General features: G+C 46.0%; 19 protein-coding genes. 6 read left to right on the top strand and 13 right to left on the bottom strand.

The genetic code is table 11. From position 1 onward, the window contains the following. Positions 1 to 35: 35 nt before the first annotated feature. The 7 genes from BN6539_RS08950 to BN6539_RS08920 all read right to left on the bottom strand — a co-directional run bounded on the left by BN6539_RS08950 (position 36) and on the right by BN6539_RS08920 (position 6,980). Positions 36 to 1,208, bottom strand: coding sequence for a S41 family peptidase (locus tag BN6539_RS08950; RefSeq protein WP_082907425.1), 1,173 nt, complete (start codon positions 1,206 to 1,208; stop codon positions 36 to 38). 9 nt (positions 1,209 to 1,217) lie between these two features. After that, the gene (gene recJ / locus BN6539_RS08945) at positions 1,218 to 2,858 is read right to left on the bottom strand and encodes a single-stranded-DNA-specific exonuclease RecJ (protein WP_082907424.1); all 1,641 of its coding nucleotides are present in this window, start codon (positions 2,856 to 2,858) and stop codon (positions 1,218 to 1,220) included. Between the two features lie 12 nt (positions 2,859 to 2,870). Further along, positions 2,871 to 3,917, bottom strand: a complete 1,047-nt coding sequence (locus tag BN6539_RS08940) for a murein hydrolase activator EnvC family protein (protein WP_067536833.1) — start codon at positions 3,915 to 3,917, stop codon at positions 2,871 to 2,873. A 47-nt stretch (positions 3,918 to 3,964) separates the two neighbouring features. Beyond that, complete coding sequence (gene ftsX, locus BN6539_RS08935) at positions 3,965 to 4,855, bottom strand: permease-like cell division protein FtsX (protein ID WP_067536830.1); 891 nt, start codon at positions 4,853 to 4,855, stop codon at positions 3,965 to 3,967. Beyond that, positions 4,848 to 5,564, bottom strand: coding sequence for a cell division ATP-binding protein FtsE (gene ftsE / locus BN6539_RS08930; protein ID WP_067536827.1), 717 nt, complete (start codon positions 5,562 to 5,564; stop codon positions 4,848 to 4,850). The genes ftsX and ftsE overlap by 8 nt, the downstream gene beginning before the upstream one ends. An 82-nt stretch (positions 5,565 to 5,646) precedes the next feature. Continuing rightward, on the bottom strand, positions 5,647 to 6,435 hold the full coding sequence (locus tag BN6539_RS08925) for a P-loop NTPase family protein (RefSeq protein WP_067536824.1): 789 nt from the start codon (positions 6,433 to 6,435) through the stop codon (positions 5,647 to 5,649). Positions 6,436 to 6,542: 107 nt separating this feature from the next. Then, on the bottom strand, positions 6,543 to 6,980 hold the full coding sequence (locus BN6539_RS08920; protein WP_067536820.1) for a protease complex subunit PrcB family protein: 438 nt from the start codon (positions 6,978 to 6,980) through the stop codon (positions 6,543 to 6,545). Positions 6,981 to 7,356: 376 nt separating this feature from the next. Here BN6539_RS08920 and BN6539_RS08915 point away from each other — a divergent pair, with 376 nt between their 5' ends. Continuing rightward, a complete protein-coding gene (locus BN6539_RS08915; RefSeq protein WP_067536817.1) occupies positions 7,357 to 7,647 on the top strand; it encodes a hypothetical protein in 291 nt (96 codons plus the stop codon). Between the two features lie 461 nt (positions 7,648 to 8,108). Here the strand turns inward: BN6539_RS08915 and BN6539_RS08905 are convergent, their stop codons facing one another. The 6 genes from BN6539_RS08905 to mgtE form a co-directional block, all read right to left on the bottom strand. Continuing rightward, positions 8,109 to 9,038, bottom strand: coding sequence for a transketolase family protein (locus BN6539_RS08905; RefSeq protein WP_067536810.1), 930 nt, complete (start codon positions 9,036 to 9,038; stop codon positions 8,109 to 8,111). Next, positions 9,038 to 9,856, bottom strand: coding sequence for a transketolase (locus tag BN6539_RS08900; RefSeq protein ID WP_067536806.1), 819 nt, complete (start codon positions 9,854 to 9,856; stop codon positions 9,038 to 9,040). The genes BN6539_RS08905 and BN6539_RS08900 overlap by 1 nt, the downstream gene beginning before the upstream one ends. A gap of 72 nt (positions 9,857 to 9,928) precedes the next feature. Further along, positions 9,929 to 10,291, bottom strand: coding sequence for a type II toxin-antitoxin system PemK/MazF family toxin (locus tag BN6539_RS08895; protein ID WP_118336115.1), 363 nt, complete (start codon positions 10,289 to 10,291; stop codon positions 9,929 to 9,931). Between the two features lie 19 nt (positions 10,292 to 10,310). Continuing rightward, positions 10,311 to 11,159 carry an NAD(P)H-hydrate dehydratase gene (locus tag BN6539_RS08890; RefSeq protein WP_067536799.1) on the bottom strand — a complete coding sequence of 283 codons (849 nt, stop codon included), beginning with the start codon at positions 11,157 to 11,159 and terminating at the stop codon, positions 10,311 to 10,313. Then, on the bottom strand, positions 11,160 to 11,627 hold the full coding sequence (locus BN6539_RS08885) for a hypothetical protein (protein ID WP_067536796.1): 468 nt from the start codon (positions 11,625 to 11,627) through the stop codon (positions 11,160 to 11,162). It lies immediately after the preceding gene. Between the two features lie 43 nt (positions 11,628 to 11,670). Beyond that, entirely contained in the window at positions 11,671 to 13,068 is a 1,398-nt protein-coding gene (mgtE, locus tag BN6539_RS08880; RefSeq protein ID WP_082907423.1) for a magnesium transporter, read from the bottom strand. Positions 13,069 to 13,495: 427 nt separating this feature from the next. On the opposite strand from mgtE, the gene gdhA reads away from it, so the two are divergent. From gdhA to BN6539_RS08855, 5 genes are all read left to right on the top strand, one after another. Next, entirely contained in the window at positions 13,496 to 14,839 is a 1,344-nt protein-coding gene (gene gdhA / locus BN6539_RS08875; protein ID WP_067536792.1) for an NADP-specific glutamate dehydrogenase, read from the top strand. 93 nt (positions 14,840 to 14,932) lie between these two features. Continuing rightward, complete coding sequence (locus tag BN6539_RS08870; RefSeq protein ID WP_067536789.1) at positions 14,933 to 15,619, top strand: response regulator transcription factor; 687 nt, start codon at positions 14,933 to 14,935, stop codon at positions 15,617 to 15,619. 5 nt (positions 15,620 to 15,624) lie between these two features. Then, positions 15,625 to 16,665 (top strand): sensor histidine kinase, encoded by a 1,041-nt coding sequence (locus tag BN6539_RS08865; RefSeq protein ID WP_330385065.1) that lies wholly within the window; start codon positions 15,625 to 15,627, stop codon positions 16,663 to 16,665. 73 nt (positions 16,666 to 16,738) lie between these two features. Beyond that, positions 16,739 to 17,422, top strand: a complete 684-nt coding sequence (locus BN6539_RS08860) for an ABC transporter ATP-binding protein (protein WP_067536782.1) — start codon at positions 16,739 to 16,741, stop codon at positions 17,420 to 17,422. Beyond that, a complete protein-coding gene (locus BN6539_RS08855) occupies positions 17,419 to 19,221 on the top strand; it encodes an ABC transporter permease (protein WP_067536780.1) in 1,803 nt (600 codons plus the stop codon). The genes BN6539_RS08860 and BN6539_RS08855 overlap by 4 nt, the downstream gene beginning before the upstream one ends. Positions 19,222 to 19,259 lie beyond the last annotated feature (38 nt).

Genomic DNA, 19,259 nt, shown 5'->3' with positions numbered 1-19,259 from the left:
CTCGCAAGAGAAAGCAAGGATTCTGCCACTCTTCATCATGATAAAAGATCGATGGCTTTTTCCAGCTGATAATCTTTTTTTGCACCTTTTTTCTGATCCACTTGGTAATCAGGTTTGACGCCTATGCCGTGAATTTTGTTGTTCTTTGGAGACAGATACTGCATAATTGTCAGACTCATAGCCGTACCGTCTTTAAAAGCAACCGTACTCTGGATGATACCTTTCCCATAGGTCGTCGTTCCCACCAGTTTGCCTCCGCCGTTGTCTTTAATGGCTGCCGCCACAATTTCCGAAGCGCTGGCTGTATTCTCGTTGACTAGAACCACATACTTCAGCTTCGTGCAGTTTTCGTCAGAATTATAAAACTCCTTCTTGCCGTTCTTGTCTTCCGTATGGGTTATGGTGCATTCCGGCAGAAGCATATCTGCAATTTCAATTCCTTGATCCATAAACCCGCCTAAGTTATTTCTCAGATCAATAATCAGACCTTTTACGTTTTTGTTTTCAAGGTTGGCCAGCTCCGCTTTGAACTGCTCTGCAGTCGTTTTCTCAAAACCGGTAATCTGTATGTAACCATATTTTTTATCTATAACATTTGCAAAGACTGATTGTTCGGCGACTTCTGCTCTGATTAAATTAACTGTCTTCTGTCTTCCGCCCCGCTCATAGGTAATCGCCACCTTCGTCCCCTCATCTCCGCGCATATCCAGCATCATAGCATCCGCATCGCTGTAGGTTTTTCCGTCTACTTTGAGGAGCTTGTCGCCCTCCTTCAGGCCGCCAGAAGCTGCCGGACTGTCAGTGAGCACCTTTGTGATGATAAAATTGCCTTTTTTATCAGTGGTGAAGGTAAGGCCGATTCCAGTAAAAGTACCGTTCACGTATTTTGACCAGGCCTTGTACTCCTCTTTATTCATGTACCTGGAGTACTTGTCTCCTAATGAATCTAAAAGAGCTTTGTAAATTGCGTTCATCTGTGTCTCTTCGTCAGTATCCCACAGACTTTTCTCGTCGATAGACTTCTGCAGAGAATACAGCTTAGAATATTTATCCCCTATCTGATTCAAGGTTTCATAATCAGATCGTTTCACCAACACCATATCCTTAGCGCTGGCAAAGAGATTCAGACCTGCAAAACCGAATAAAAGCGCAGCAATCACTACGCCCACAATGAGAAGTACAAATCTTCTCTTTTTCATTTTAATCATAATGCCACCTTATTCTTCTGCACCTAAGACAGTAATCTGCATGTATTGTCTGCCATTCCACGACTGACAACCCAATGTGCCTATTATACTAATTTTTTGATTCCTTTGCAATATTTCATCATATTCACTGGCATCTTTGAATATGACACATTGCAATTCGCGGCCGTCATCCAGGCGGCCGTTAAACTTCGTATACTGTCCGTTGGTTCCCATTCTCCGCAGTGCCTCAGGCACTAGACTGACCTGCACCAAAGGCTGCGGGTTATCGCAGCCGAATGGCTCCAGCAGTTTCATTTCCTCAATCAATTCCAAATTGACGTCCGCAGCGCTGAGTATCATGTCTGCCTTTCGTCTCTGATTGAACAGAGCCGGATTCTCCTTGAGGAGACGCTCCATACTGCGATTCAGATTCTCCCGGAGAGTTGACAGGTTTTGCCGCTTCATGGTAAATCCGCAGGCGGCGGCATGTCCGCCAAATCGTTCAAAGAGAAAGTCATTTTCTTTTAAGAGGTCGTATATATTTACGCCTTCAATACTGCGCCCTGTCCCTTTGAGGCAGTCTTCTCCCGTCGGCGTTACGATTACGGCTGGTTTGTTATAAGTCTCTTTGATCTTACCGGCCACGATACCGGTAATGCCTTCATGTGCGTCTTCCAAATCCAGCACGAGAAAATAGTCGTCCTTATATCTTTCTTCCACCAAGCTCTTGCAGATTTCAAAAGTGTCGCTCTGTATCTTTTTCCGTTCTGTGTTGCATGCAATCAGCTTGTTTACGCCCTGACTGACCTTTTCCTGATCGTTTCCCATCATCAGTCCTGCGGCAATTCCGGCGTTTTCCATTCTGCCTGAGGCATTCAAATGCGGTACGATGATATAAGATATATTTTCCGAGCTGACGGCGCCCTTATCCAGACTGACGCCTTCCATCAGCTTGACCAGGCCCAGCCGTTGGCTGACATTGATCGCCCTGATGCCGTATTTTGCCAGGGTTCTGTTTTCATCTACCAAAGGAACGATGTCACCGATAGTTCCGATCCCCACCAGGTCAAGTGTTCGGTTCACCACGCTTTTCGGCAGACCTGTTTCTGCTGCCAATGCCTGTGCCAGCTTAAAAGCGACACCCACACCGGCCAGATGTTTAAATGGGTAAGGACAGCCGGGCTGCATGGGATTGATGACCAGGCAGTCTGCCTGCTTGTCTGTAATAGTGTGGTGATCTGTTACTAAAATTTTCAGCCCGATTTCCTTTGCATACTCTACTTCTGCACAGGAAACACTGCCGCAATCCACGGTGATGACCAAATCCACCCCATTTGCTTTGATTTTCTTCAGCGCTTCGCAGTTCAGTCCATAACCTTCTTCAAATCTGGATGGAATGTAATAGGTCAAATTTTTCGTCAGCTTGGACAAAACCTCCATCAAGACAGAGGTGGAAGTAATTCCATCGGCATCGTAATCGCCATAGATGCAGATTCGTTCATTTTCTTCTATGGAAGACAATATGAAATCCACCCCTGCTTCCATATTGAGAAGCAGGAATGGATCATATGTCTTCTGAGGTTTGTCAGACAGAAATTCTTTGATTTCTTCTTCTGTGCGAATCCCTCTCTTATTCAGTAGCTCTAAAATTCTCGGTTGTAACTTCATCATTCTCCCCGGCAATTAATTAAAATATGACATCGGGTCAACATAAGAGCCGTTGACTCTCACTTCGAAATGTAAATGCGGTCCAGTGGAGATACCGGTAGAACCGGAGCTGGCGATGACCTGGCCCTGTTTTACGTTCTGTCCTACACTGACGCTGACACTGCTGTTGTGTCCGTACAGGGTGCTGAGACCGCTTCCATGGTCGATGACGACTGCCTCACCGTAACCGCCGTAACCGCCTGCGATGATGACTCTGCCTGATGCGGCTGCATATACGGGCGATCCCATGCCCACGCCGATATCCACCCCGGTATGACCTGTGTAGACCCCGGTAACCGGATGAATTCTAAAGCCAAAGGGTGAAGTGATCGTACTCGATGTAGTAGGCCAAATGAATTTGCCGCCTTTGTATACTTTGTCGTGATCCTGCAGACCAGCGATTTCGCTGCTGACCTTATCCGCCTCTGCATTGAGTTCGTCTAACTTCTTCTGCAGCTTTTCTTTGTCACTCTGCAGGGCAGACTGTTTCTCTTCTGCCACAGCCTTCTGTTCACTGAGCTCCGCTTTTTCGTTCTTCAGCGCCGTCTGTTTTTCTTCCAATTCCTGATGCTGCTCTTCCAGCGTCGTCAAAGTGTTCTGGTCGTTCTTGTAGATTCTCTGAATCATCTCCAGATTTGAGATGAACTCAGAAATACTGTTAGATCCCAAAAGTACATCGAGAAATCCGACGGAACCGTTCTTGTACATTGTCCGCAATCTATTGTCGAGACCGTCCTGTCTCTCTTCAATATTCCTCTTGGTTTCTTCGATATCTCTTTCAGCCTCATTTATTTCTGACTGTTTTTTGTCCATGGTGCCCTGCAGTCTGTCAATCTCGGCCTGCTGTTCTTTGATGCTGGATGTGAGCGCATTCATATCGCTGGATACATCATCTTTCTGCTGGTTAATTGAATCCAGCTCATCCTGTTTATCCGAAACAGAAGTTGCGTAGGATAAGCTAAAGGTCCCCATTGCTGCTATCAGTACAAAGATCAGAATACTCACTAAAGACTTTTTCTTCATAATTTACCTCCTAATTGCGTTGATCGAATCATGTTTTTCAATGCGATTTACGTATCTAAGAACTTTCTCATCGAAATAATACTTCCGCAGGCGCCGATGCTGACTCCCATTGCCAGGAAGATGCAGATCAGGTTTCCGGCCAGATATCCGGCCGGCACCAGCGGCGAAGACAAAATCATCATAGCTTGTGTGCCGATAATCGATACAATTTTGCTGTACAGAAGATATGTAATTCCTGCTGAAACCAGCGATGCAAAGATACCGATGAGAATCCCCTCTACCAGGAACGGCCCTCTGATGAACCAGTTTGTGGCCCCCACATATTTCATAATAGAAATCTCGCGCGACCTGGCAAAGACAGTCAATTTGATGGTGTTGGATACGACGACCACTGATACGACGATCAGGAACGCCATGATCACTAGCGCTGCAATCTGAAGAAAATTTGTTACCTTTGTCAGCTTTTCCACAGTTTCTTTATAGTATTTGACGTCTTCTACGCCGTCCATACTGCCGGCATATTCAGTAACCTTACCAGCGCTGTCCAAAGAATCCACCGTAATCAAGATAGAATTAGGGAGCGGATTATCGCCAAGAGAGTCCAGCAGATAGCTGCTTTCTCCCCACCGCTTCTTCATGATTTTCAGAGCGTCTTCTTTGCTTCTGTATTCAACGGATTTCACATCATCGTAGGTTTCTACTTTGTCCATAATCGATTGTGCGTCATCCGTCGTCGTCGCATCCTTTAAGAAAATTTCTACTTGATCATAATCTGATTTCACCATCTCGGTAAATAGATTCACATTCACTGTTATTACAAAGAATAACCCTAAAATCAGCATCATGGCTGTAATAGCAAAGACGGAGGCCAGGCTCATGCCTTTGTTTCTGCCAATCTGCAATAGGGCTTGTTTGATGTTATAGCCAACTCTACTCATCGTCAAAGACCTCCTCCCTGATGTCATTCTCCTCTTCATAGCCGTACTGTCCGAATTCGTCTCTGACAATATGTCCGGACTCAATTGCAACGACACGCTTCTGCATTCTGTCCACAATATCCTTGGCGTGGGTTACCATCACAATCGTTGTGCCCGTCATATTAATTTGGTTCAAAAGGTCCATAATGTCGTTTGCTGTATCTGGGTCCAGGTTTCCCGTAGGTTCATCTGCGATGAGAACCGTAGGATTATTGATAATTGCTCTTGCGATGGCGACTCTCTGCTGTTCTCCCGCCGACAGCTCATCGGGATATTTGTCCGCCTTGTCGCTGATTCCCACCAGGCTCAACACCTGAGGAACTTTCTTTCGGATCTGTCGCTTTGTTCTATGTAGGATTTCCATAGCAAAGGCGACGTTTTCGTAAACGGTCTTCTTCGGCAGCAGCCGGAAATCCTGGAATACGATGCCAATTTTCCTCCTGAGATCCGGTATCTCCCGGTTGCTCATGGCGGTTACTTCATCTCCGTCTACGATGATGCTGCCTGCATCGGCATCGATTTCTTTTAATATCAGTTTAATGAAAGTTGATTTCCCTGCGCCGCTGGGGCCCACGAGGAAAACAAAATCACCTTTATCAATGTTCACACTTGCATTCTCAAGACCAACATTAGTATTGTATATTTTAGTCACGTTGTCGAATGTTATCATGTTTTTCCCCTTTTTTCTAGTTTGTTCAACACATATATCTAAAGTATACTATATTCTGACCTTTTTTTAAATAGAAAATGGGCTATAATACGTCCATTTCGTGTGAAACTTTTGTGAAAATATCCATTAATTTACACCTGATTTCATGATTCTGCCAGTGAAATCTGCAAAAAAATTCATCTGCATATACGGCTTCTATGGGGAATTCTTCGATCAAAATCAAGTCATTGGACTTAAGATAACCGCTGACTTGCCTTCGATTGATGCCTGCGTTGACACGATTTACAAGCCATTTGACTTTTGCTCCCGCCAGTTCCATCTGTTTCAATTGTTTAAAACGGCCGCTGTGTCTGATCAGCTTTGACGGCAGCGGATCTACGACCACCAGTATCACGTCCATGTCCAGTAGAAATTTGTCCCAGTCCTCTTCTACTTCAAAATCATAGACGCAAATCTGGCTTCTCGCCCCCTGGATCAGTCTGGACTTTTGCTCCTGGTCCAGGTCCAATTTCTTTTCACAGTCCCAAGGTGTAGGAAGCCGCCAATTGATGCCGCTCTCAATATTTTTCTTATCTTTAATAGGTTTTCCGTCTTTAATTAAATCGTAAAAGTCGACAAAGGTTCTGCTGTGAAAACGCTGATCCATGGCAACTGCATCGTACAACAGGCCGTTGCTGCGGCTTGGCGTCAAACATTGGGTAAAAGTCAGATTATTCCCTTTCTCTGCAAAATAAAAGGCCAGAGACGATGCAACAAAAGTAGTTCCAACGTTCTGACCCAGGCCGGTTACTGCAATATTCACTTTGTCTATGGGGTTTCCCACCTCTGAAGTCAATCTGCCTTGACTTTCACGAATAAATAGCCTGTTCACTTGCCGCCTCCTGTAATTGGCAGTGTTCTTATCGTACCACCGCTTTATATGGTATATATTACCATATTTCTGCAAAATGGGCAAGCTTTATTGCATTTTCTGCTGCACTAATCCACAAACTTTGTTCTCAGTTCGATGGTATCAGGCAGACCTTTCATGTCTACTTTTACTACCGCACAAGGATAGCATGCCACTTGTGCCATATTTTCTGAATCAGCCGGATCTGCAAAGTTCGCATATACGATCAAATTACTCTTATCGTCTTTGCTCTCCAAAGCGACTTTCTCTACTTCGACCTCATAACCGGCTGTCGGCTTTTCGCCTCTTGTTACGATGACGTAGATATCTTTACCCACTTTACATGCCAAGGCCCTCTCAAGATCTCTGTATTCTGGTAAAATATCAGCTTCAATCTCTCTTGGCATAACTTTTTCCGCTACTTTCTCAAATTTTATATTTGTCTCTTTTGAGCTTACACCAAATGCCACAATTAGTCCTACTAAAACCACCGCAGCTACCGCAATTGCAATAATCTCTTTCTTCATAACCCAATGCTCCCTTTCCCAAAGTCTAATAAAACTTATGAGACAAGATTCGAAATTATGCAAGATATCTATGATATTCGGTTCATTTGAGTCTTGTTGTCCGTGTTACCATGCCAAAATTATCGAGCTGACTGCCCCGGCTGCGGACTTCTGTCTTCTAATATCCGCTTAGATAGTCCGCATACTCAGAAAAAGTTCTCGCGCCGTCTACCCATCTAAAAACCGTGATGCAAAAATATTTTAAGAATCGACAAAAAAAGTCCAAAAACTGACATATACCGAAAAAACGCTTGCTTTCCCTTTCTGCCTGTCGTATCTTGATGCTAACAAGAGAATCCATCAGTCAGAAAAATCAATAGGAAAAGGAGAACTGGTCATGAACAGCTTTATGAAACTTCTAAAAGATGAAACAGCAATTACAGAAATGATGAGAAACCCATATGGCGAGAAGATAGAACTCGACCTAAACGGTACGCATACATACAAGCAGAGATACGGCCAGCTAATGTTAGATTATAACGCAAAGACCCTTAAGCGAACAGAAAAGACATACCATGACGATTCCCCTGAGTATATACAGAAGAAACTTCCTAATTCCTATAAAGATCTGCCCGCGCGTTGTTATTCAGATCCATTATATGAAAATCATGTTTTGCAGGCGCAATAAAGCAGTAATTCGGAGAGTTCCCGTATCAGTTCTGTCATGCAGTTTGCTTTGCATCTCACAGGACAGAATATCACAATATGCCGCTCAGATCAGGGGTCCAGCAGGGTTCACTCATAGCAATGCAAACGAGGTTGTTTTGTTTCACTTATCCCGATTCAGTCATTGTTACCTCTTCACGCAAAAGTCTGCGGGGCCTCTTGAGCGGAACATCAATATGCGAAAGGCTGTTTACATGATTCGGCTGTGCCGCTGCGCCGTCATTTTTTCCAGGAACGCCGGTCTCATTGTTGCGGAGGATAACCCTGGCGGTGACAGCCATACGCATAGCACCGACCAGATTATTATATATCTTAATTCTACCGAAGGTGCAAGCCTTCAATGAATCCCCCAATATTCAATAGGAGAAAGGGCCGGCTGATTGTGCAGCCGGCCCTTTTCCCAGTAAGTTCGTATGTACAAAACTAATATATTTCTTTTACTGCTCTGACGATATCCGCCGCAGTCATTCCATACTTTTCTTTCAGTTCGTCAGGTTTGCCGGATTCTCCATAAGTATCCAGTTGTCCAACCATTTCCATCTTGACAGGACAATTCTTGACGATGACCTCAGCTACGGCGCTTCCGAGACCGCCCACTACAGAATGTTCTTCTGCGGTTACAATCTTTCCTGTTTCGCGGGCTGCTTTGATAATGATTTCTTCGTCAATAGGCTTGATGGTGTGCATGTCGATGACACGGACGTCGATTCCCTCCTCAGCCAGTTGAGATGCCGCCATCATGGCTTCTGCAACCATGATTCCTGTTGCGATGACGGTCACATCACTGCCCGGACGCAGCTCATTGCCCTTGCCCAGCTTGATATCCGCTGTCTCGTCATAGAAGGTGGGAACTGCAGCACGGCCGAGTCTCACATAAGCCGGACCGTCGAAGTCGATGACCTGTTTCAAAAGCAGTCTGGCACTGGCACCGTCAGATGGGTTGACTACGGTCATGCCCGGAATGGTGCGCATCAAGGCAATATCCTCAAAGGTCTGATGGCTGGCTCCGTCTTCACCTACTGTGATACCTGCATGGGTTGCACAGACCTTTACATTGGCACCTGTATAACCGATGGAGTTTCTGATAATTTCAAAGGCCCTGCCACTGGCGAACATCGCAAAAGTCGATGCGCAGACCGTCTTGCCCGATAATGCCAGTCCACAGGCCACGCCGTACATGTTCTGCTCAGCGATACCCATATTGTAGAATCTTTCCGGGTAGGTCTTGCTGAATTCGTTGGTCATGGTGGATTTTGAAAGGTCGGCGTCTAAGACTACCAAATTTGGATTCTCAGCTCCAACCTCTACGAGAGTTTTACCGTATGCCGCTCTTGTTGCCATTTTCTCTGCCATTACCATTCACCTCCCAATTCCTCTACTGCCATCCTGGCTTCCTCTTCACTCGGCGCTTTGCCGTGCCAGCCAGGATTGTCTTCCATGAAAGAAACCCCTCTGCCTTTGTGGGTCCTCGCGATAATCGCCGTCGGTTTTCCTTTATATGTACGCGCTTTATCAAAAGCAGCAAAGATTTCGTCAAAGTTGTGTCCGTCGATGACCAGGACGTTCCAGCCAAAGGCGGCAAACTTTTCATCCACCGGCTTCACCGTCATGACATCATCATTTTTGCCGTCGATCTGCAGACCGTTCCAGTCTACGATAGCGACCAGATTATCTAAGCCGTAATGTGCCGCTGACATGGCGGCTTCCCATACGATACCCTCCTGCAGCTCTCCATCGCCTAAAAGCGTATATACCCTGCCTGGGTTCTCGTCCATTTTGTTCGCCAGTGCCATACCGACGCTGACGGAAATACCCTGGCCCAGAGAGCCTGTGGACATTTCGATGCCTGGCACCTTGTGCATATTAGGGTGTCCCTGGAACTTGCTTCCCAGCTTACGCAGGGTCATCATTTCGCTGACAGGATAATATCCCCGCTCTGCCAGAGCCGCATACTGGACAGGGCCGGCATGTCCCTTCGACAATATGAATTTATCCCTGTCTGACTTTGCCGGGTCAGCAGGGTCGATGTTCATCTCTTTAAAATACAGGGCCGTTACGATGTCCGCTGCAGAAAGTGATCCGCCGGGATGTCCTGACCCGGCACTATGTATTGCGCGAATAACGTCAATTCTGACCTTCGCGGCCAATTCCTCATAATGTTTTTGATCCATTCTTTTCCTCCATATAAATTTATATTATTTACGGGGAGAACCGAAGTGAGATTCTCCCCATGAAAATCTAATTTAGTGGTTTTTATTATTATCAGTAATACCCAGACTGACACTCAATGCCTGATCTACTGTCGGCAACTGACTGTCGCTGAGTGTACCAATGTGCTCCTTTAGTCTTCGCTTATCGATAGTACGAAGTTGTTCCATCAATACTACCGAATTCTTACTAAGTCCGCCATCGGTTGCTCCAAGCTCCACATGGGTAGGCAATTTAGCCTTATTTATCTGTGATGTAACTGCAGCCACAATAATCGTTGGGCTGTATTTGTTTCCTACGTCGTTTTGAACTACTAGTACTGGTCTGACTCCCCCTTGTTCGGAGCCGACAACCGGACTTAGATCTGCAAAGTAAAGGTCTCCCTTTTTTACTATCAAGTCCAACACTCCTTGTCTTTTACTCTGTCAACTCTTTTAAGGCAAAAGGCACATAATCTGCTATATCGCTGGCCACCAGGCCGTATTCTCCAAGTTTATCTGCTGCCAGGTCACCTGACAGTCCGTGTACAAATACTCCGGCTTTGGCTGCATCTTCTGGTGCAAGCCCCTGACCTGCCAAAGATGTGATGATGCCTGTTAGGACATCACCCGATCCGGCAGTTGCCATTCCCGGGTTACCTGTAGTATTAGTATATGCGTCTTCATCGGAAACGGCTACCAAGGTATTAGCACCTTTTACAATAATCATACAGCCGTATTTCTTCCGTAAAAAAGAGGCAATCTCTATTCTCGTAAGGTCTGCGATGTCCGCGTTGCCTAAAAGCCTTTTGGCCTCACCTATATGAGGTGTCATGATTACGGACGCTTCAGTTTTTCGAACCAATTGCTGCAACTCATCGTATTTTGCAATCGTGTTGAGTCCATCTGCATCGATCACGACAGTCTTATCAAAATCCTTTAGAATCATCTTTAAGATGTTCTTTGATCGTCTATCAACTCCCATTCCCGGGCCTATTGCTATGCAATCATACTGCATTAGGTCATCCTTCGTATTACCCCACTCCATACATATGGCTTCCGGTACGGAAGTTTGGAGACTTAGAAAGATCTTTTTATTGGTGCAAATCTTGACAAGACCGCTGCCACATCTTATGGCAGCCTTGCCGGCGAAAATGGCGGCGCCTGCCATTTCCCTTGATCCTGCAACAATCAAAACCTTTCCACAGTCCCCTTTATGTACATCTACGGGGCGCTTTCTAATAACAGTATGGACATATCCGCGATCAATTAAACCTCTTATTTCCATTTATTTTTTCACCTTATCAAATATCAACGTCGATTCTATTTTCTCTTCTTCCGAGTCGGACTGGTAGATGAGGTAGAGTTTTTCTTCTGATTTGAACTTGTAAGAGAGTGTCTGCTTCTTCTTCATATCATACCATGTGGACGGCGGATCAAAGTCTGCATTGTCGATGCATTTCAATTCCAATTCGCGATCGGAAAGAATCTTGACCGTTCCCTCGATACCAGGATTTCCTGCCTCATCGTCATATATGATGAACTTACCATCCTTGGTAATCTGCAGTTTTAGATAGCCAGTGTAGTTATCCGGATCGTTGAGAGGATTGTCCTCACATTCCCAATCCCCTACAAAAGGCGCCAGCTCGTCCTGCTTGTCCGGTTTCTCCTGCGGCGGCTCCTCCTTGCAGGCGTTCAAGGCAAAACTGCCCGCACACACCAGCACGATCAAAATCCCAATTGTAAATTTCCTCATGAATCCTACCTCATTTAAAATACAGCCAAAATCTCTGCATCAGTTATAACCCCAAAAGCAACATGGCCATTGCAAAATAGATGGACAGGGCTACCATATCGGAAACAGAAGATATGGCCGGATTTGCAATCAGCGCCGGGTCCAGTTTCAGTTTCTTGACAAAGAGCGGTATCATACTGCCAATGATCTTTGCAAAGATGACGATGGCCAGCATAGCCGTGCAGACAGTCAAAGCGATCATAGCGCTCTGCCCGTCCAGCCAGTAGACCCTGGCAAAGTTCAGCGCGCTGAGAATCGCCCCGATCAAAAATCCGATTCTCACTTCTTTCCATAGTATTTTAAATACATCAGAAGTGTCCACTTCGTCTGTAGCCAGTCCGCGGATGATCAAAGTCGCCGCCTGAGAACCGGTGTTTCCGCCAGTGCCCATGAGCATCGGCATATAAGCTACAAGGCTGATGATCTGTGACAGCCTTCCTTCAAAGCTGGTGATGATCATGCCTGTAAAGATATAGGCGATCATCAGGATGACCAGCCAAGGCAATCGGTTGATGACATGCTGCCATACAGACATATCCAGATACCCTTTGTCGGAGTTCTCCCAGTCGATGACGCCGTTCATTCTCTCGATGTCCTCTGTCGCCTCTTCTTCCATGACATCCAGAATATCGTCGACGGTGATGATGCCCACCAGTCTCTGTTCCTTATCTACGACAGGAATGGCAAGAAAACCGTACTTCTTGAAATCCTCGGATACGTCCTCCTGGTCGTCGTATACATTTTCATAGACGTAATCCGTGCGCATGATGTCCTTGATCTTAATCTCGTCATCAGAAATAACCAGAGTACTCAGAGACACGATTCCAATCAGCTTTCTGCCGCTGTCTTTGACGTAACAAGTATAGACGGTTTCCGCATCCATGCCCACTTTCTTGATATATTCGAGCGCTTCGCCAACAGACCAATCCTTCTGCAGGCTGATGTAATCCGGTGTCATCAGACTTCCTGCACAGGTATCGGGATAATTTAAAAATGTATTGATCAGCTTTCGTTCGTTCTTCGGTGTCTTCTCGAGAATCTTGTCTACCACATTGGCCGGCAGTTCTTCCAGCACGTCGATCTTATCGTCAAAGTCCATCTCCTGCACGATAAAGGTGATTTCTTTATCGGTAATCCCATTGACGATCTCGACCTGATCGTCTGTGGGCAGTTCTGAAAACACTTCTACTGATACATCTTTGGGAAGGAGCCGGAATAAGATGATCGTCATGTCGATATCCGTTTCCTCTGTAACTTCTTCCAACAGTTCTGCAATATCTACACCGTTATATTTTAATAACTCGTCTCTTGCCTGGAAATACTTCTTGTTCTCCAATAATTCCAAGATCTTTTCTAAGGATTCTTCCATCAGCATATCGGAATCCATCATGATATTATCCATCGGTATGTTCCTCACTTTCCATGTATTTCCCTATCTACACGAAAAGTATACCAATTAGGATCTATTTTTTGCGTGAAGACAGGAATCGTCTTTGATGACTTATAAAGTTATTGCTTCGTTTAGAGTCGGGCCCGTTATCCATATCTTCACTTCCTCTCATTTATTTACTCTATACGACAAAGCGCAAGTATTAACACTTAATTATACCCCACATACGACAAACTTTGCAACCATTTTGTGTACGCCCCACTTTAGCAATGTACATTGCGAAATCATTGGAATTTCAACTATTATATCCAAGTTGATGTTTCAAAAGAAAAACATTGGGAAAAGGTTGACTACAAATTCTCAAAGTGTTATATTGAAAGTAACGGCGACAATATTTACAACTTTTAGTAAATAATTTTAAAGAAAAGAGGAGATCGAAATGGGTAAATTAGTTGAGCAATACATTGAGATTGCTAAGAAGAGAAATCCTGGCGAACCAGAATTTTTACAGACAATTGAAGAGGTTCTTACTTCCATCGAACCAGTTCTTGAAGCACATCCTGAATATATAGAAGCAGGATTAGTGGAGAGATTGATCGAGCCTGAAAGAGGAATCAGCTTCAGAGTACCTTGGGTTGACGATAACGGCAAAGTACAGGTCAACAGAGGTTACAGATATGAATTCAACAGCGCACTTGGACCTTACAAAGGCGGCCTGAGATTTGCAGCAAATGTATACCCAGGAATCATCAAATTCTTAGGTTTTGAACAGATCTTCAAGAACAGCTTGACTGGTCTTCCTATCGGCGGCGGCAAAGGCGGCTCCGACTTTGATCCTAACGGCAAATCAGATGCAGAAGTCATGAGATTCTGCCAGTCATTTATGACAGAGCTTTACAGACATATCGGTCCTCACACTGACGTTCCTGCTGGAGATATCGGTGTAGGCGCAAGAGAAATCGGTTACTTATTCGGACAGTACAAGAGAATCGTCAACAGATACGAAGGCGTTCTCACAGGCAAAGGTTTATCCTACGGCGGATTAGCAGGCAGAACAGAAGCAACTGGATACGGAATCGTATTCTTTGCAAGAGAAATGCTGAAACACTGCGGAGAAGAAGTCAAGGGCAAGACTGTTGCAGTTTCCGGTTTCGGTAACGTAACTTGGGGAACAGTTCAGAAACTCAACGAATTAGGCGCTAAAGTCATCACGATTTCCGGACCAGACGGATACATCCACGATCCAGAAGGCGTTACTGGCGAAAAAGTTGATTACCTTCTTGAGCTGAGAGGATCCGGCAAGAACATCTGCGCACCTTACGCAGACAAATTCCCTAGCGCAACGTTCTACGCTGGAAAGAAACCTTGGGAAGTCAAAGCTGATCTCTACATCCCTTGCGCAACACAGAACGAAATCCGCATCGAGGATGCTAAGACAATGGTTGCTAACGGTTGTAAGTATCTCTGCGAAGGCGCTAACATGCCTACGACTAACGAAGCCATCGAATACTTACAGGAAAACGGCGTTATTGTCGGACCATCCAAGGCAGCAAATGCCGGCGGCGTTGCTACTTCATGTATCGAAATGGGACAGAACGCTGGTCACACAGTCTTCTCACCTGCTCAGGTTTATGAACAGTTAGAGACAATCATGGTGAACATCCATAAGGCAGCTGCTGACGCTTGTGAAAAATACGGCATCGGCTACAATCTGATCGCTGGCGCTAACATCGCTGGATTCGAAAAGGTTGCAGAAGCTATGATGGCTCAGGGCATCGTATAAAAATCTCATAAGATTGTTATTAGAAACGGCGTAGCTTTTGCTATGCCGTTTTTCGTTACTGGACCTATTTTGACGAAAGAATGAGGAGAACCAATGAAGAGACTTTTTTTAGTGGAAGATGATCTGAGCCTGATCAACGGCCTTTCTTTTGCCCTCAAAAAACAGGGATACGAGATAGACGTTGCTCGTACGACGCAAGAAGCAAACACATTATGGGTTGACGGAAGATATGATCTTGTTATATTGGACGTATCTCTTCCCGACGGCTGCGGCTTTGACCTGTGCAAGAAAATACGTCAGACTTCAAAAGTCCCCATCCTGTTCCTCACCGCTGCCGACGAAGAAACCGACATCATCATGGGTCTGGATATCGGAGGCGACGATTATATGACAAAACCTTTTAAACTGGCCGTATTCCTCTCGAGGATCAACGCCCTGCTCCGCAGGAGTGAGAATTTCAGTCAGCAGGCTGCAGAACTGCACTCACATGACATAAGGATACGGATGCTGCAAAGAGAGGTTTACAAAAACGGCGCGCTCCTTGACCTGACTGCCAGTGAATACAAATTGCTGTGTCTGTTCATGGAAAACCCCGATGCAGTGCTTTCACCAGAACGGATCTTGAGTAAATTGTGGGATTGTGACGAAAACTATATCGATAACAATTCCCTCACTGTCTATATCCGCAGGCTGCGCACAAAAATTGAGGACAATCCTGCAGAACCAAGACGAATTGTCACAGTCCGCCGCATGGGTTATAAGTGGAACACGAAAGGTTGAGGTATATGATGAAGATCTTCGTAAATCAGAAAATCAAATGCCTATTTGTCTCCATCGCACTCTGCCTGCTGGCATTTTTGTCGGCTGCGATGCTGCTGATAAGCTTTGACGTCAAATATGCTGCATTCTATGTGCTTCTCTCAGGCCTGGCCATAAGTGTCGCCATATTGATACTCTGTTACAGGTATTTCAGCGAACAGAACAAAATCATGGAAGATGCCGTCTCCCAGATCACAGGATACCTTTCCGGGGATAAAGATGCACGCATCGAATGTGATGACGAGGGGCAGCTATACCGCCTGTTCCATGAGGTGAATACACTGGTTTCTATCCTCAATGCCCACGCAGAAAACGAGACGAACTCAAAAGCATTCCTAAAGAATACGATATCAGATATTTCACATCAACTGAAAACACCCCTGGCCGCCCTCAATATCTACAACGGTATTCTTCAGGAGGAGGCAGCAGAGTTTCCGACTATCAAAGAGTTTCTAACCCTTTCCGAGCAAGAGCTTGACAGAATCGAAGCCCTGGTGCAGAGCCTTCTCAAAATCACCAAGCTGGACGCTGGCACCATCTGCTTAGAAAAGTCTTTCACATCCGTATCCCAACTGCTGGAAAGTGTAAGGAATCAGTTCCTCTTTCGCGCCCAACAGGAAAATAAGACCATCACCTTATCCGAAGGCGATGACGTTCCCTTTCTGTGCGACCGCAGTTGGATGACCGAAGCAGTCGGCAACATCGTAAAAAACGCTCTCGACCATATGCAGGCGGGTGATTTTGTAAGCATCGCCTGGCGCACCTTCCCTTCTATGCTCCAGATCATCATAAAGGACAACGGAAGCGGCATCCACCCTGAGGACCTGCCCCATATTTTCAAAAGATTTTATCGCAGCCGCTTTTCCAAAGACACTCAGGGGATCGGCCTGGGCCTTCCTCTGGCAAAAGCCATCATCGAAGCCCACAGCGGTACCATTGAAGTGGACAGCCAACCTGGCGCCGGCACCACTTTTACACTCACCTTTTTAATTCCTACAAAATTGTAGGATAAGAGTCATAATGCCGTAGGATTGTTTTGATATGATTTGAAATATCAAAATCAAAAGAGGTGTTTATTCTATGAGTTTATTGGAAGTCAAATCAATATCAAAGACCTATGGGCGCGGTGAAGCCGCCGTCCATGCGTTAAGAAACGCAAGCTTCACTGTGCCAAAAGGAGAATTTGTCGCTGTTGTCGGTGAATCGGGATCGGGAAAGACTACCCTTCTCAATATGATCGGTGCCTTGGACGTCCCTACCTCTGGCAAGGTATTCATCGGCGGAAAAGATATTTTTGCGATGAAGGACAAAAAGCTGACCATCTTCCGCCGCAGAAACATCGGCTTTATTTTTCAGAGCTTTAATCTGATTCCCGAGCTGACCGTTGAGCAGAACATCATATTCCCCGTATTACTGGACTATCAGAAGCCAGACAAAAATTATCTGGAGGAATTGCTTACGGTGCTCAATCTGAAGGAACGCCGCCACCATCTGCCGAGTCAATTATCTGGCGGACAGCAGCAGCGCGTGGCCATCGGGCGCGCTTTGATCACCCGGCCGGCTTTGATTCTGGCGGACGAGCCCACGGGAAATCTGGACACCCAGAACAGCCACGAAGTCATTGCGCTGTTAAAGGAAGCATCCCGAGAATATGAGCAGACCATCGTCATGATCACTCACAGCCGCAGTACCGCACAGGCAGCAGACCGTGTATTGCAGGTGTCTGACGGCGTGCTGACCGATTTTGGGAGGTGCCGCGAATGAAAAGTTATCTCAGTTTAATCCCCATCTCTGCAAAAGTCCACAAAAGGCAGAACCGCATGACCCTTCTCTGTATCATCTTTGCGGTATTCCTGGTAACTGCTGTTTTCAGTATGGCAGATATGGGAATCAGAATGGAACAGCAGCGGTTGCTGGAAAAGCATGATGGTCTGAATATGCAGGATATCACGGATAGCGCCATGGGACAATCTCTCTATCTGTCCGCAAGCGTTCTGTTTGTCCTCATACTGATTGCAGGTGTTCTGATGATCTCAAGCAGTATCAACAGCAACGTTGCCCAGCGCACAAAATTCTTTGGCATGATGCGCTGTATCGGCATGAGCAAACAGCAGATCGTGCGCTTTGTCAGACTAGAGGCGCTCAATTGGTGCAAAACGGCGGTTCCCATCGGTCTCGGTCTCGGCATTGTAACCACGTGGGGTCTCTGTGCTGTTTTGCGGTTTCTCGTAGGAGAAGAATTTTCTCATATCCCACTCTTCGGGATCAGCGTCATCGGCATCATCAGCGGTATCGTTATCGGCATCGTCACTGTACTGATTGCCGCCAGGTCTCCGGCAAAGCGTGCCGCCAGGGTATCTCCTGCCTCCGCGGTTTCGGGAAACGCAGAGATCACAAGCGGAGTACACCATGGAGTCAGGAAAAATATGTTCAAAATCGACACGGCACTCGGCGTCCGACACGCCCTATCTACGAAGAAAAACCTGATCCTGATGACAGGCTCCTTTGCCCTCAGCATCATACTGTTTCTCAGTTTTTCAGTTTTGATCGATTTTGTCAACTACCTGATGCCACAATACTCTAATACCTACGATATCTCCATTGCAGGCCGCCGCTCTGAACCCATCGATCAAGGGCTCCTGAACACCATCGGCGGTATGGACGGTGTAAAACGCGTCTTCGGGCGCAAGAGCGCTTTTGATGTAAAAGCCGAACTGAATGAGAAGAAAGTGCAACCCATCGACATCATTTCTTATGACAAGTTTGATTTAGACTGTCTGACCGAAGACGACATGCTGAAAAAGGGCAGCGACATTTCAATGGTTTACGGTGACAGCAATTATGTACTGGCGACCTGGGATCAGAACAGTCCTCTGAAGATCGGTGATAAAATGCGAGTCGGCACCAAGGATGTCGAAATTGCAGGCTTGCTGAAATACGACCCATTCAACAGCGACGGCAGCACCAGGGGAAAAATCACCCTCATCACTTCTGGCAAAACCTTTGAACGTCTGACAGGAAGAACGAATTATTCTCTTGTCATGATCCAGCTGTCAAAAGACGCGAGTGAAAAGGATGTCCAGGCTATCCGTCAGCGCACAGATGGCAGATACACCTTCAAAGACCAGCGCGAGCAAAACACTTCTGGCACTTATATGGCCTTCGTGTTCTGTATTTATGGATTTTTGGCAATTATCACCCTGGTTACAATCTTGAATATTGTCAACAGCATTTCCATGAGCGTATCTGCCAGGATCAAACAATACGGGGCGATGCGGGCAGTCGGAATGGATGCGCGTCAAATCACGAAGATGATCGCTGCGGAAGCATTTACCTATGCCTTGTCCGGCTGTATCGTCGGCTGCATCATCGGGCTGTGGATCAGCAAAGCAATCTATTACTTCCTCATCACGAGTCACTTTCATTTTGCTGCCTGGAGCCTGCCCGCTGGTGACTTGGCAGTCATCCTTCTATTTGTTCTGGCCGCTGCGATTGCCGCAGTCTATGCACCGTCAAAACGGATTCGCAATATGGCAGTCACAGAAACCATCAACGAACTATAGCAGAAAAACGGCAGCTTCTGACCCGAGAAGCTGCCGTT

This window comes from Emergencia timonensis, assembly GCF_900086585.1.
In the GTDB taxonomy this organism is placed as follows: domain Bacteria; phylum Bacillota; class Clostridia; order Peptostreptococcales; family Anaerovoracaceae; genus Senimuribacter; species Senimuribacter timonensis.
This window is presented reverse-complemented; position numbering and strand designations above follow the sequence as displayed.

Coding starts and splice junctions, on each gene's coding strand:
- BN6539_RS08905 (WP_067536810.1), bottom strand. CDS start 9,038: ATGGCAGAGAAAATGGCAACAAGAGCGGCATACGGTAAAACTCTCGTA.
- BN6539_RS08855 (WP_067536780.1), top strand. CDS start 17,419: ATGAAAAGTTATCTCAGTTTAATCCCCATCTCTGCAAAAGTCCACAAA.
- BN6539_RS08860 (WP_067536782.1), top strand. CDS start 16,739: ATGAGTTTATTGGAAGTCAAATCAATATCAAAGACCTATGGGCGCGGT.
- BN6539_RS08940 (WP_067536833.1), bottom strand. CDS start 3,917: ATGAAGAAAAAGTCTTTAGTGAGTATTCTGATCTTTGTACTGATAGCA.
- BN6539_RS08915 (WP_067536817.1), top strand. CDS start 7,357: ATGAACAGCTTTATGAAACTTCTAAAAGATGAAACAGCAATTACAGAA.
- BN6539_RS08865 (WP_330385065.1), top strand. CDS start 15,625: ATGATGAAGATCTTCGTAAATCAGAAAATCAAATGCCTATTTGTCTCC.
- BN6539_RS08885 (WP_067536796.1), bottom strand. CDS start 11,627: ATGAGGAAATTTACAATTGGGATTTTGATCGTGCTGGTGTGTGCGGGC.
- BN6539_RS08900 (WP_067536806.1), bottom strand. CDS start 9,856: ATGGATCAAAAACATTATGAGGAATTGGCCGCGAAGGTCAGAATTGAC.
- mgtE (WP_082907423.1), bottom strand. CDS start 13,068: ATGGATAATATCATGATGGATTCCGATATGCTGATGGAAGAATCCTTA.
- BN6539_RS08920 (WP_067536820.1), bottom strand. CDS start 6,980: ATGAAGAAAGAGATTATTGCAATTGCGGTAGCTGCGGTGGTTTTAGTA.
- BN6539_RS08870 (WP_067536789.1), top strand. CDS start 14,933: ATGAAGAGACTTTTTTTAGTGGAAGATGATCTGAGCCTGATCAACGGC.
- ftsX (WP_067536830.1), bottom strand. CDS start 4,855: ATGAGTAGAGTTGGCTATAACATCAAACAAGCCCTATTGCAGATTGGC.
- recJ (WP_082907424.1), bottom strand. CDS start 2,858: ATGATGAAGTTACAACCGAGAATTTTAGAGCTACTGAATAAGAGAGGG.
- BN6539_RS08950 (WP_082907425.1), bottom strand. CDS start 1,208: ATGATTAAAATGAAAAAGAGAAGATTTGTACTTCTCATTGTGGGCGTA.
- gdhA (WP_067536792.1), top strand. CDS start 13,496: ATGGGTAAATTAGTTGAGCAATACATTGAGATTGCTAAGAAGAGAAAT.
- BN6539_RS08890 (WP_067536799.1), bottom strand. CDS start 11,159: ATGGAAATAAGAGGTTTAATTGATCGCGGATATGTCCATACTGTTATT.
- ftsE (WP_067536827.1), bottom strand. CDS start 5,564: ATGATAACATTCGACAACGTGACTAAAATATACAATACTAATGTTGGT.